Annotated in this window: 16 protein-coding genes; all 16 read right to left on the minus strand. The window is 53.4% G+C overall.

Going from position 1 to position 11,808, the window contains the following annotated elements; translation table 11 throughout:
* Positions 1 to 96: 96 nt before the first annotated feature.
* Positions 97 to 579 carry a hypothetical protein gene (locus AB1S56_RS19695; protein WP_340869023.1) on the minus strand — a complete coding sequence of 161 codons (483 nt, stop codon included), beginning with the start codon at positions 577 to 579 and terminating at the stop codon, positions 97 to 99.
* 99 nt (positions 580 to 678) lie between these two features.
* Positions 679 to 1,080 carry a MarR family transcriptional regulator gene (locus AB1S56_RS19700; protein ID WP_340869022.1) on the minus strand — a complete coding sequence of 134 codons (402 nt, stop codon included), beginning with the start codon at positions 1,078 to 1,080 and terminating at the stop codon, positions 679 to 681.
* Positions 1,077 to 1,529 (minus strand): ASCH domain-containing protein, encoded by a 453-nt coding sequence (locus AB1S56_RS19705; protein WP_340869021.1) that lies wholly within the window; start codon positions 1,527 to 1,529, stop codon positions 1,077 to 1,079. Before AB1S56_RS19705 ends, AB1S56_RS19700 begins: the two co-directional genes overlap by 4 nt.
* A 267-nt stretch (positions 1,530 to 1,796) precedes the next feature.
* Entirely contained in the window at positions 1,797 to 1,967 is a 171-nt protein-coding gene (locus AB1S56_RS19710) for a hypothetical protein (protein WP_340869020.1), read from the minus strand.
* 34 nt (positions 1,968 to 2,001) lie between these two features.
* Entirely contained in the window at positions 2,002 to 2,799 is a 798-nt protein-coding gene (locus AB1S56_RS19715) for a DNA adenine methylase (RefSeq protein WP_340869019.1), read from the minus strand.
* Positions 2,796 to 2,951 carry a hypothetical protein gene (locus AB1S56_RS19720; RefSeq protein ID WP_367903379.1) on the minus strand — a complete coding sequence of 52 codons (156 nt, stop codon included), beginning with the start codon at positions 2,949 to 2,951 and terminating at the stop codon, positions 2,796 to 2,798. The genes AB1S56_RS19715 and AB1S56_RS19720 overlap by 4 nt, the downstream gene beginning before the upstream one ends.
* A gap of 33 nt (positions 2,952 to 2,984) precedes the next feature.
* Entirely contained in the window at positions 2,985 to 4,907 is a 1,923-nt protein-coding gene (locus AB1S56_RS19725) for a DNA cytosine methyltransferase (RefSeq protein WP_340869018.1), read from the minus strand.
* Entirely contained in the window at positions 4,907 to 6,046 is a 1,140-nt protein-coding gene (locus AB1S56_RS19730) for a hypothetical protein (protein ID WP_340869017.1), read from the minus strand. The genes AB1S56_RS19725 and AB1S56_RS19730 overlap by 1 nt, the downstream gene beginning before the upstream one ends.
* 14 nt (positions 6,047 to 6,060) lie before the next feature.
* Positions 6,061 to 6,282 carry a hypothetical protein gene (locus tag AB1S56_RS19735; RefSeq protein WP_340869016.1) on the minus strand — a complete coding sequence of 74 codons (222 nt, stop codon included), beginning with the start codon at positions 6,280 to 6,282 and terminating at the stop codon, positions 6,061 to 6,063.
* Positions 6,279 to 7,280, minus strand: coding sequence for a hypothetical protein (locus tag AB1S56_RS19740; RefSeq protein ID WP_340869015.1), 1,002 nt, complete (start codon positions 7,278 to 7,280; stop codon positions 6,279 to 6,281). The genes AB1S56_RS19735 and AB1S56_RS19740 overlap by 4 nt, the downstream gene beginning before the upstream one ends.
* A gap of 6 nt (positions 7,281 to 7,286) precedes the next feature.
* The gene (locus AB1S56_RS19745) at positions 7,287 to 7,703 is read right to left on the minus strand and encodes a RusA family crossover junction endodeoxyribonuclease (RefSeq protein ID WP_340869014.1); all 417 of its coding nucleotides are present in this window, start codon (positions 7,701 to 7,703) and stop codon (positions 7,287 to 7,289) included.
* Positions 7,704 to 7,794: 91 nt separating this feature from the next.
* Positions 7,795 to 9,234: a replicative DNA helicase gene (gene dnaB / locus AB1S56_RS19750; protein WP_340869013.1), complete on the minus strand. Its 1,440-nt coding sequence runs from the start codon at positions 9,232 to 9,234 to the stop codon at positions 7,795 to 7,797.
* Positions 9,227 to 9,571, minus strand: coding sequence for a hypothetical protein (locus tag AB1S56_RS19755; protein ID WP_340869012.1), 345 nt, complete (start codon positions 9,569 to 9,571; stop codon positions 9,227 to 9,229). Before AB1S56_RS19755 ends, dnaB begins: the two co-directional genes overlap by 8 nt.
* Positions 9,549 to 10,445: a winged helix-turn-helix domain-containing protein gene (locus tag AB1S56_RS19760; RefSeq protein ID WP_340869011.1), complete on the minus strand. Its 897-nt coding sequence runs from the start codon at positions 10,443 to 10,445 to the stop codon at positions 9,549 to 9,551. Before AB1S56_RS19760 ends, AB1S56_RS19755 begins: the two co-directional genes overlap by 23 nt.
* Positions 10,446 to 10,605: 160 nt before the next feature.
* Entirely contained in the window at positions 10,606 to 10,866 is a 261-nt protein-coding gene (locus tag AB1S56_RS19765) for a hypothetical protein (protein ID WP_340869010.1), read from the minus strand.
* A gap of 219 nt (positions 10,867 to 11,085) precedes the next feature.
* On the minus strand, positions 11,086 to 11,694 hold the full coding sequence (locus tag AB1S56_RS19770; RefSeq protein ID WP_367903474.1) for a PolC-type DNA polymerase III: 609 nt from the start codon (positions 11,692 to 11,694) through the stop codon (positions 11,086 to 11,088).
* Positions 11,695 to 11,808: the final 114 nt, after the last annotated feature.

An 11,808-nucleotide genomic window follows, 5' to 3' on the forward strand; every position in this document is an offset into this window, starting at 1 on the left:
GTGAGGCGGTCAACCTCGTATGGCACGCTATTAATATAACACGGAAAAACCGTCAGAAGACTGTCAACATGCAGTCATCTTACGGTCAGTTTCCGGTCAAAATTTCGCCTCGTCCTGCTCGAAGAACCCGAACAGCTTCAACGAATTTGCGATGCTCTTCTCCCCGTCCTTTATGTGCCGCCGGATTGTGCTCTCACTGGCGCCCTTCCGGAAGAAGAGGACTGTCTCCTTGAACGAGTAACCCTCCAGATATCTGAACCGGACCGCCTTCCCCACTTCCTCGTCTTGTATCAGTGCTGCGGCCCGTTGGAGCTGCCGCGTGTAGAATCGGTATTGCTCATATACCCAGCGCTGCTTCTCTGCCAAAATTGCAGCGTTCGCCGTCTTGTCGGCATGTAGGTCTTCCTGATCGATGCGGCGGGCAACCTCCCCGTCAACGGCCGTTTGCCGCATCTCATCCCCGTATTTTTCGAAGTCCGCCATCAACAACTTCATACTCTTATATTTACCGAGCAGGAATTTCGTGCGCTGGACCTCCGCGTCCGTCGTAGTCGGAAATAATTCTGTTTGCCATACCATCGCCATCCCTCCTCACCATCCCCCGATATGATATAATGATGGTGAGTTTAAAACCGTGAAGTCCCCCACGCCGCTGCCAGGCATACGTGGGGGATTGTTTTATTCGTCGAGGTACATATCTACTGCCATCTGTGCACAGTGCCGGAGCATAACCCCGACCCACTCTTCGATTTCAGCTTGCTGTTCTTCATTCAGGTTGTTTACGCATTCCGGCGGATTGTGCTCTTCAGTGTCGTAATGGTTCAAATCACCGCAATGCTCCACGATCTGCTCAACACCTGCCCGGTTAATGTGCAGGACCCGAATCGTCCTCGGCCCGGAAGCCTCCTTGCTGATGTATCCCTTAGCTGCCAGCTTGTCTAGTAGCGAATGCACTGTCGAACTGCTTTGGTAGCCCAGTGCTTCCGCCAGTTCCCGCGTCGTCGGTGAATATCCTTTTTGCTGAATGAATGCCTTAACGCATTCCAGAACCGCCGCCTGCTTCTTAGTTAATTCCTTCATGGGAGATCTCCATTCCAATTCCAGAGTCCCTGCTGCCCCTTGGCTGGAATCGGTCTCTCTAGTCGCTGCACGTCTTTCATTTGATACGCGTGGCGACCAAACGAATAATCTCCGAACGACCTCTCATTAGGCGACACGTCTCTCGTTGCTCCATCTGCTCCGTTGATCAGTACCGCAACTCCGCTGTTGTAGTCCTCTCCAACCGCCCAGCACTCAGCCAGGTCAGCTATGCCTACGATCGCGCCTGTCGGCAAGTTGTCCGCGGTGTATCCGTGCTTGGCCAACGTCGACTTAATCGGCTCACGCTCACAGGCTGCACGGTCGATCTTAAGCCCGGCATGAATCGCGATCTTCCCTCGATGATTTGTCCGTCGGCTCCTTGTCTCGTTCTCCTTTTCGCCGAGTGCAAGCAGCGTCGCCCACGGCTGCCAAACGGTTATCGCCTTCATTCCTTCTCCCCCAATCTCTTCTGGTTCATTTGCTTGAATGCTTGCTTGTAATAGTCCCGCGCGTTCTCCTCGGTTATTGACTGACGCAGAAACTCGCTGGAACATTGCGCTGTCATGATGAGCTGTTCCGTTTTCTCGCTCGGCGGGATATGGAAGAGAATGACTGCGCTGCGTCGTGCACCTCGTCCGGACGTCCATCATCATATTGAATCGTTATTTTTGCCATGGGTACCTCCCGATTCGCTTTATCGTCGTACTGCGTAAAAGCTACTCCAATTCTTCTCCGTTCCATTGCTCCGCTTTTACCGTTTTGCCATCCCCCAACCCTTCGGATTCTTGGCAGTCAGGGCATACGATTAAGTCGCTTGGATACCCTTTTGTGTAAAACTCAAACCCACAATCACAAGTCCATTGCTCAAGCAAAAATTGTCGCTTCATTCCTGCGTCCTCCTTCACAATATGAATCGATTCTTCAGAACAACCTTTGCTGCCCCCACTCCGCGGCTACCGGATTGATCCAAAGGACCTCTTCCCGCGATGCACCGCCTTCTGCTTTCGCAAGACGTGTTTCTCGCCGCCAATGCTTGAGTCGCTCGTCATATAGCGGATGCGCGTAACCAGACAGCAAGACCGGTCCGGGATGATCGTCAAGCAACTCCATGAGATCAACATGATCTTGGTTGCTCATTTCGTGCCGGTAGCTGGTCGTCGTACGCGTGTCATGCATATAAGGCGGATCCGCGTAGACCAACACATCCGGTCGTTTATATCGCTGTAGCAACTCTATTGCGGGCTGACATTCAATCTGTACACCTTTAAGCCTCTCCGCTACAGTGTGAATCTTGCTCGGAAACGACAGCCACTCTTTCCCGAGCAGTGGGCCATTACACTCGATCATGCTGCGCCATCCTGTACGATGAGCCGTCTTCCCCCCGCGGCCTTGCCAGAGACGGACGACTAGTCGTCGAGCTCTCTCCAAGTCGTCTACTACCGTCTCATAACTTTCGTAATACTCCTGCCTGGAGTGCGGCGTCCATCGAATCGCATTCGCGAGCTCTTCTGGACGCTCCCGAATGACCCGAAATAAGTTTACGATGTCTCCGTCGATATCGTTCACGGTCTCCAGCCGGCTGCGCTCCTTACTGAAGAGAACCGCACCGGAGCCAAAAAATGGCTCCAGATACGTCTGATGTGGTGGCATATGTGATATAATCCAGTCCGCTAAGCTCCACTTGCTACCGGGATAATGCAGGATGCGCGGGATGGTCATGACTCCTTCACCAACCGCTCCAACTGATCCGTTTTGATGTTCGTATATGTCACGATGTCGTTAACGGTCAATTCGCCGTTTCGGTATCCGTCCAGGAGCGCTTCAAGATGTCGACGCACCATCCCAGCACGGGATATCTCAAGTAATTTCATACGTGATCTCTCGTGATCCAAGTCATTCCCCCCTCAATGAACCAGCGCAGGCAACTCGTCCGCATGCGGCGCCACCCAAACCGGGTCCCAGCTCAGTGCGAATCCTATACCTGCCTCTGCTTCGGCAGCTGCCAACAGGATCACGTTACCCATCTGCTCCGCCGAATCGCGAGGCACGGCGTTACCGATGTACTCTCGTGCCTTCGCATCCGAGCACCCCTCGAGCTGAAATGGCCGTCCGTCCGGAAGGAACTGCGGGAAGCTCTGTAGCATGGCGAGCTCGAACGTTGTCAGTGGACGGTGCCAAGTGCCATCGAGAGCCCGGATGATCCAGACGCCTCGCTCGTCGTCCGCCGGTACCGGTCGCGGATCCGCCACGGCCGCAGTCCCGGCATGGACATCCGCGCTGCCGATTATGGTTTTACTCGGCTGCTCCCATTCTTGGACACCCATCGTTCCCGCCCGCGGCGCGCCGTTAACTCGCATATCCGCTATGAGTTGGGCACCGCTCTGAACGTCAGAGCATCCGGTTACGGTGGCGGCGGGCTCAGCGGCATCCTGAACCCGATATTTGCATGAATGCCGTCCAGCTTTGTCCGAAAGGCGCGGATCGCTGACGCTACCAGCTGCCTGCATGATGCGATTAGCACCACGGATAGTCTTAGACTTCTCGTGCCAATCCTGCACGCCGTAGCTATCAGGCATAAGCTTTGTATTAACTGATGGATCAGCGATGGCGATCGCGCCGCTCCCCAGCCGGGTACCGATAACGCACGGCGCAGGCTCGTCGGCCCGGACGATACGGTACTGCGCCGGATGGCGTCCCGAGCGCTCGGGCATTGTCGGATCGCTGATACACGGAGCGCCTTGGTGTGGACCGGCGGCTCCCGTCACGCAATCGGCCGCTTCATTGATTGACTGCACACGCAGAAGGTTTGTCTTACCGTCTCCGTTGATTTGCAGACGCGGATCTGCGACCGCCGTTACACCGTTGCTTCGTCCTGGGCCAGCCGTACCGGTTACCGCTCCGCATGGCGTCTCCCACCCGGCTACGCCATAAGCGCCTGCGCGGGGCTCATGCACAACTCGGAGATTCTGATAGTTCACTTTCTGTAGGTCACGCCAGTCCCCGCCGGCAGGGATCAGCGCGAGTCGCATCCATGTCTTCCACTGGAGCCGCGGCAACTTATGCAACGGACCGCCGGCCGCAATGTCTCCTGGAATAGGTAACGGTCCAATCACGTCGCCAATCGAACGCATGGGCTTCGGCACTGGATAATAGATCACGTTCGGGATCTGTTTCGGGTCTCTGGCCATCAGCAGAAAGCGAACGCGCCGCTGGCCGAGCCCTCCGATCTCCCCGAGATTGTGATCTGCTCGGATGCTCACCTCGTAACCGTACTTCTCCAGCAATTTCTCAATTCGCTTGAGCAGCGGCTTACCGCGGGAAGTGATCCGTGGCACATTTTCGAGTTGGATCACGGCCGGTATTGCCCCGCCGTACTCTTCGCATGCCTCCAAAGACAACTCCAAGCCACTCACGGTTAGGTAATTGAGAGCCTGGTACTTGTCGCTGGCTGACCGTTCCTGCGGCAAAAGTCCACTCAGCCCCTTGCATGGCGGGCTTAGAAAAAGAAAGAACGGTACCTGCTCCTTGAATGCCAGCCACACATCCCGTGGCGTTACCTCCTGCCAGTCCGCCGGGGGCTCGTGCCCATGCCAAGCCTCATACTGCCATCGCCGGAACAAATCCATCGTGACCGCCGTCTGCTCGCCGGTGATTAAATCATGGTTGAGATTGGCGACCGGGTCATTGTCAATCGAGCAAAGGAGTTTGAAACGATATAGATTACCGCCGAATTCCACCTGCGACTGGAGGAGACCCGCGGACTCGCCGCCGATCCCCCCAAACAGTACTGCTGCCGTTTTGAACTGAACGTTATCATTCACTAACATCAGGAAGCCTGCCTATTATCGTTCGGCATCATCAGCCCCACATGCCGCTCATTGTAATAAGCAAAGAACTCACGAACAAAGCTGGACACGTCTCTGCCTGGATGTAGCTCGGCCAAATCCGCCGTGATGAAGTTTACGGTCCGTTGCAGTAAGTCGAACAGTTCCGTCATCACTCGCTCACGGTCGATCTCGGCAGCTTCAACGTCATAGCTCAAAGCTTCAACCGCCTCATAGATGCGCGCACGCTCGACATTGGCAATGGCCACCGACAGAATCGGAATGCGAAGTGCGATGAAGCAGCCATCCTCCCTGACCGCCTGTTCGATGGTCTTTAGGAGCAGTAGTCGTTCCGAATCAGTCCGCTCGAGCTCCTCCTCCGTGCTTTCTAGCTTTTCAGCAAGCCTCTTGTACCGTGCCAAGTCCTCACCGCGCTTGTCAATTAAGGCGCTCACTTCTTCAGCACGCTTTTCCGCCTCAGCCTGCCAGCTTGCGCATGCCACCTGAAGCTCCGCCAATTCCTGCTCGCGCTCTGCCGCACGCTTTTCCATGTGCTCCAGTACGTCGGAGCCTGACGGTTTCCCCTGGCCCTGTTCGTTGAAGGCAATAATCCCCCGCACCTCAGCCTTCTGTTCGATCTGTTCCGCAACACGTTTGTCCACCTCCGACACCGGCTTATTCGGAGAAAGGAGTTCCAACTCCCGTTCCTCGGCATCAATTTCCCGAATGCCCCACTCCTTCAGCATCTCGTATCCCTTTGGACCCGACAAGCCCAGTGAACGAAGAGCTGAGCTCCTTTTCTCTCCGTTCAGCCTGCGCTGCAGGTACTGTTCCTTCGTTACGGTAATATCCGCTTTCGTTTCTAGCGCCATCCCAACCGCCTCCTCCTCGGTGATCTGCCAGTCCTTGAGTTGCTTAGCAAGCTCCCGCCGATCATTGTTAAAATGCTTTAAGACAATATCAGCACGGCTGCGCCCCTCCTGCACTGCCAGCAAATATTCATCTTTGGTCATCGTCCGCTCCCACTTCTTGATCAGCGGACCTTCCTTTTTCTCGCGGACACGACGGTCGTGCTCAGCTTGTTGGGCCGGTGTCATAATCCACGACTTGACTGGACTAAAACCATTCTCCCTTCTTCCCATCCCCAACACCTCCATCAGTCCCAGCAAACATAGCCAGCTCTCGCCGTATCCAGATGTTCCTCTTTAAACGGCTTGACCGTTAGTGCAACGCCCTCAAGTACAATTGTTTGCTGTTCCTTAATCGTCTTCAATTGCTCCACCATCTGCGTGGGCACGACCGTAAGGCCGTGCTCATGCAGCTTTCGTACATTTCGGCGGCCGATCGCTTGCTCAGCCCATTTAATCAATTGGCTCAAGCAGCTCCACCTCTTGACTCTTCAATTCGCTTCTTGTATTTGGTCCATGCCGAAGAGAGCTTTGTCGATGGGATACCGAGTGTTTTGGCGATATCCATCCAGGTCTCTCCTGATTTCTTCCGCTCGAGCAGCGTCGGGAAGTCGAATGGGATGTCTTCGAAGGATGGTTTCTCCGTGAGAATGATGGCTTCAACATCAAGTGGATCAGGAGATTCGGTCGATTCATTTTGCACTACGTTAATCTCCCGTCCTTCCATGATTGACTGTTCCCAATCCGAGAGATCGCCTTCGTCGGAGTGTTCTACTGGCTGCTCTTCGCTATCCTCCAGTTCGATATCTTCCTCGACCCGTTGCTCTAACTCATCATCATTCAAGTCTTCTTCGCCCACTCTATATGGCACATCTGGTTCATCATTATCGACCTTCGGCTGCTCTGCCTTTTCCTTACGCAACTCGTCCCACTTGGCTGCCAACGGTGCAACCCGGGAACGATATTCGTCAATCAATTCGACGATCTTTCCACTACTTAATCCGTATTCATTAGCGAGTCGCAAATACGTGTCGCCCTGATCAAGCCTCGCTACCCATGCATAGAACGGCCAGGGAAGGTCATCAAAAGACGGCGCCAGTAGAGCTAAGATGAATTCGTCCACTACCTCGCGGCTGATTTCTTCTGGGACATCAGCGATCGGATCCGACTTTCTAGCAACACCGAGATCCATCTCCAATTGCTCACCCTCCGACTGCACTTCCGAAACGACACCCTGTTCGTCAACCTGGTAACTCCGGATCGGCTTCTCTGTTCTGGTGTTAATCTGAACGTTGTACCGAACGATCTCAGAATCGATAGCGATAGCCACACGGCCATCCAGCATCTCCGATAACATGTCGATCTTGCCATGTAGAGCACCGTCCGAAACCTCCAGAACGATTTCTTTCACGCCTTTCGGCTTCAGGTTAATTTTTTTCAACAATGCCTTAAACTCTGTGTGCGACATATCCACTCACGCTCCCAATTGTCGAATGATAACCTCGATCCGAGGTTTAAAACTGTAACGCTTGCGGGCGTACGCATCGACGACCTGGCTGTCATCCACCCACATGACACCCTTCAGCGCGTCCTTTACGCCTTTCAGATAGTTATCAGCGTCGGGCTTGGACACGGGGTAAATCTCGCCGGCTTCCGCAGCTGCCGCCTTCTTCTTGCTGAAACTCTTAGGAATAGAGCGATAAGCAATAACCATAACAGCCAGTGGTCCGGCTAATAACGTTGGTGGTGTGTGTTCTGCAGCAGCGATCCGCACGTAGTCCTTGTAGTCCCTACTCTTTTTCGGATCATACATCCGTACAAATCCACCCTGCGTGGATGCACGCGGCCGTCCCTGCGAAACCGGTTCACCATAAACAGTGAACTTGATCATGAGTTTCTCCTCCTACGACGCCGACAAGGATGCAGCGTGTACACCTCTCCGATCACTTGGCCTTTATGCCATATCCGCTTCAGTCTGTATCTCATGCGCCTTTCTTCCCTCCTCCGTACATATCCGGTATTCGCTTGCCCGTATGCTCCTCCGGAAGCTCCGACGTAGTGCTGTAGGTCTGCTCCAGATTGACAAATTTGTTGAAATTCTTCATGAACACCAGCTCCACTGTGCCGACCGGGCCGTTTCGCTGTTTTGAGATTATGATCTCAATGATGTTCTTCTTGTCGGATTCCTTATCGTAATAGTCGTCCCGATAAAGGAAAGCCACGATGTCGGCATCCTGCTCAATGGCGCCCGACTCCCGCAGATCCGACATCATCGGCCGCTTGTCCTGTCGCTGTTCTACGCCGCGACTTAGCTGCGACAGTGCGATGACCGGTACCTCGAGCTCCCGGGCAATCTGCTTAAGCGTCCTGCTGATCTGCGAAACCTCTTCCTGCCGGTTCGTACCGCGACGGCCGCTGCCCTGAATAAGCTGCAGGTAATCAATCAGTATCATGCCGAGTCCAGTTTCCTTCTTCAGCCGGCGGCACTTGGCTCGAATCTCGTTCACTGTAATTCCTGGTGTATCATCGATGTGGATATCAGCGTCGGCCAGAGTGCTTATGGCCATCGCCATTCGTTCCCAGTCGTCATTCTCAAACCGACCAGTTCGCATGCGACTCGCATCGATCTTGCCTTCAGAGCAGATCATACGCTGCACGAGCTGCGCCGCGGACATCTCCAGAGAGAAGATTGCCACCGTCTCCTTCGCCTGTACGCCGACGTTTTGGGCAACATTTAACGCGAAAGCCGTCTTTCCGACGGAAGGACGCGCTGCAATGATGATCAAATCGTTCTTCTGAAATCCAGCCGTCATGCGGTCCAGATCGACAAAGCCTGACGAGATGCCGGTCACGCCCCGGTTGATGTCCTTGGTGTTATAGCGCTCCTCTGCTTCCTCCCAAACCTGCATGAGTACCTGTTTCATTGCGGCGAACTCTCGAGTCGGAACGGTCTGGTCGGAGAGCTTGGATACAGCCGTCTCAGCCATGGCGATAAAGCCTTTTACATCTTGCTCCTCACCAGCATTGCGCAGCAGGTTAATCGCAACATCCACCGCCTGTCGGCGAAGGAACATCTCATTCACCCGAGCAGCATAATGGGCGACGTTCGCTGCTGTTGGGACCGACTCAGCAAGCCGCGCCAAATAGCTTACACCACCGATTTTTCCGAGCTCCTCACTGTCCTGCAAACGGGCCGTCACTGTGATCAAATCAAGCGGCTGCTCCTCATCCCGTAGTTGCCGCATCGCTCGGAAAATACGCGCATGTCCCTGCTCGTGGAACTCACCACCTTGCAAAATATCGTCAACAACATCAAAAGTGGCTTGGTCGATTAAGATAGACCCGAGAACCGCATGCTCAGCCTGAATATCAACAGCCTTCTCGATTCCCATGGCTTGCAACAACGCGTCACGGTCAAACATTCCCTTCCCCCCTCAGGAGCCGACGCCCGCGCTCCCAGTAGTCCAGCGGTGGCGGTGTATCAGCGGCTCCCCAAACATCGAGATTGGCCAGATGTGTAGCAGCAGCTTCCTTGCTCCGTTGCGCGTCCATCTGGTCGCCGAGCCGGCCCCGAATATCGGCAATTGTCGGCGGAAACCGCTCGGTCAGGATATGTCTCTCAACATGGTCCCGTGCAGTCTCAAACGGGAAGTCTTGGAGATACTTCGCATGATGCTCCAGGCTCTGCGGACTTGAATCGAAACTCGGATAAGTGCGTTTGATAATGCCAAAAAGGTCAATGACCTGAAGCTTGTTCACGTCTCAACTCCTCCTCTCGTAGTCGTTCGAGCTCGTCCAGCTCGCGTTGCTGTTTGCTTTTGTAACCAGCAGATTGGTTGCCGGAGCCAAGGGCGACTGCTACGTGCGGCACCGCGGCAGTTATGGCTTTCGACTTCTCCCACTCGTCATAAATCCGTGGAACTATAAAATTAAAACTCCGGATCTCGTCTCTAGGATGGCGTGGCCTGTATTCATCGAAGGCGCGATCGATACAGGTCTTGATCAAAGGGGACGGCACCCCCGTTGCCACCAGTTGCTGAATTTCTTGAAAGTCGGAAGGACTTACAGCAAAGCCCTTTCCCCTTCGTCGAACAAAATGACTTTCGATCTCGTTGATGAGTCGACTTTGTTCATGCTCATCTACTACAACTACTACAAGATCTTTTGTAATATCTTTTAGATCGGACACTTTTGTCTGATCACTCGGCATCTGATCGGACATATTTGTCTGATCACTACACGAAAATTCACTGTGATCGGACATTTTTGTCTGATCACTTTTATCTGATCGGACATTTTTGTCCGGGGCATGATTCGGATATTTCTTCGAATTTTTGACAGATAAGATGAGCCCGCGGGGCGCCCTGGTCACCCGTATGTAATGGTGCTCTTCCAAGGAGCTGAGCCACCGGCTCACCGTTTTTTCACTCACGCCAAACTTCTCTGCCAACTCTGGCAGTTGTAACGGCTTGTTCCCGAGTACGATGCCCCAGACCGTCCCCTCCTTCTCCTTCTCTGCTGTTGTGGAGCTGATACACCATAGGAAAAGCCATATCGCGCTGCCTATTCGTTTGTAATGTTCTGGCTCCAGCAGACCGGAGTACATCGGAAAAGGATAGCTGTCTTGAGGCATCCGCTCATCCCCTAAATTGCAATAATCTTTTCAGTACCGACTTCTCGGTGGACTAAGTGCAGTTGCGTCGGCAGACTCTTGGCAACAAGCCAATTATCAGCGTTTAGGCCTGCCGCCTTGATTTGCGCTAACTGGCGCCGCGTTGGACGCTTGCCGTTCTTCATGAGTGACCTACGCTAAACATCCGAACATCCAGCATGCCGGCACGGCCATGTTGCATCAGCATCCCAGCCGTCACACCTTTGCCCATTTCTTCAATCGTTCTTGTCAGCACCTTAGGCATGTCCTCTGGTTGCGTGAGTTGTGCAACTTGGCCGCCGATAATACGAGCCACCGCCTCCAAATGCTCTTGCGCTGCATCTCCACCTTTAGCAATAGCTTCATCCATCCATCTGTTCATAACAGCTATCTTTTCTTTCAAATAGATCGCTCCCTCATGATTTTCTCTTTCCATTCTCGTGGCCAGTCAGACCCTTTGCACTTACTTGCCTCAATCTTGAAATGCCGACGACCCTGAACGAAGGAAACGAATTGCCTGCTCCGCTCCTCGTAATAGAAACCGTTTAGAACCGGTTCCCCCATGGCGATTATTCCAGAAGAATTCGGAGCAGGATCGTCCAGCATGAATAGGTCAATTTGCTCAGCTTGCATAACGGTTTGCCGTCCCGAATAACTTAGCATGCTTAGGCGACCACTTAGGGGGACCATATTTGGATAAGTAACCAAGGCGGTTTACCCAATCATCAACAGGCTGTTCGGCGTGCAGGGCCTTGAGAAGTTCCCATGTGCCAATGACATCGTTAAGCGCTCGATGAGCGCCTGGTAACTGGATGCCATATCGTTCCGTCATGTTAATCAATTTGTACGGATAGGGATGTCGTTCTCGAGAAATGGTCATGGTATCAATAAAATGATTGCTGAAGGTACGGCCACCAGCCCGCTGCATCCAGAAGTGCAGGAACCCCATGTCGAATACAGCATTGTGTGCGACTAGTAGACTGTCCTGGGCGAGATTTCGAAGTATCTTGAAAGCCAGATCCTCGCTGATTCCTCCCGCCAGTTCTTCCTGACTGATTCCAGTGATCTCGGTTATCTTTGGCGGCAGTTCGCCTTCGAACTGCACTAAAGATTGAAACTGGCTCACGATCTCGCCGTTAATACAGCGGATCGCGGCCACTTCAATAATCCGATCCTTCTCCGGATCGGTATCGGATGTTTCGAAATCAAAGACCGTTACGTTTTCGATCAGAGCGTTCTCCTCCTATCATCTTGCAACCATATAATTCGTTCTTTATAGCTTGCCGACTTCACTAACCATCCTGGATATCCAAGTGCAAAGTATTCTCTCGCTTCGCGTTTGAAT

It is taken from the genome of Paenibacillus sp. PL2-23, from assembly GCF_040834005.1.
Lineage (GTDB): Bacteria > Bacillota > Bacilli > Paenibacillales > Paenibacillaceae > Pristimantibacillus.

What these genes read in the sequence shown, in the direction of transcription:
- AB1S56_RS19695 (WP_340869023.1), bottom strand. Translation starts at nt 579, where the DNA reads ATGGTATGGCAAACAGAATTATTTCCGACTACGACGGACGCGGAGGTC.
- AB1S56_RS19700 (WP_340869022.1), bottom strand. Translation starts at nt 1,080, where the DNA reads ATGAAGGAATTAACTAAGAAGCAGGCGGCGGTTCTGGAATGCGTTAAG.
- AB1S56_RS19705 (WP_340869021.1), bottom strand. Translation starts at nt 1,529, where the DNA reads ATGAAGGCGATAACCGTTTGGCAGCCGTGGGCGACGCTGCTTGCACTC.
- AB1S56_RS19710 (WP_340869020.1), bottom strand. Translation starts at nt 1,967, where the DNA reads ATGAAGCGACAATTTTTGCTTGAGCAATGGACTTGTGATTGTGGGTTT.
- AB1S56_RS19715 (WP_340869019.1), bottom strand. Translation starts at nt 2,799, where the DNA reads ATGACCATCCCGCGCATCCTGCATTATCCCGGTAGCAAGTGGAGCTTA.
- AB1S56_RS19720 (WP_367903379.1), bottom strand. Translation starts at nt 2,951, where the DNA reads ATGAAATTACTTGAGATATCCCGTGCTGGGATGGTGCGTCGACATCTT.
- AB1S56_RS19725 (WP_340869018.1), bottom strand. Translation starts at nt 4,907, where the DNA reads ATGTTAGTGAATGATAACGTTCAGTTCAAAACGGCAGCAGTACTGTTT.
- AB1S56_RS19730 (WP_340869017.1), bottom strand. Translation starts at nt 6,046, where the DNA reads ATGGGAAGAAGGGAGAATGGTTTTAGTCCAGTCAAGTCGTGGATTATG.
- AB1S56_RS19740 (WP_340869015.1), bottom strand. Translation starts at nt 7,280, where the DNA reads ATGTCGCACACAGAGTTTAAGGCATTGTTGAAAAAAATTAACCTGAAG.
- AB1S56_RS19745 (WP_340869014.1), bottom strand. Translation starts at nt 7,703, where the DNA reads ATGATCAAGTTCACTGTTTATGGTGAACCGGTTTCGCAGGGACGGCCG.
- dnaB (WP_340869013.1), bottom strand. Translation starts at nt 9,234, where the DNA reads ATGTTTGACCGTGACGCGTTGTTGCAAGCCATGGGAATCGAGAAGGCT.
- AB1S56_RS19760 (WP_340869011.1), bottom strand. Translation starts at nt 10,445, where the DNA reads ATGCCTCAAGACAGCTATCCTTTTCCGATGTACTCCGGTCTGCTGGAG.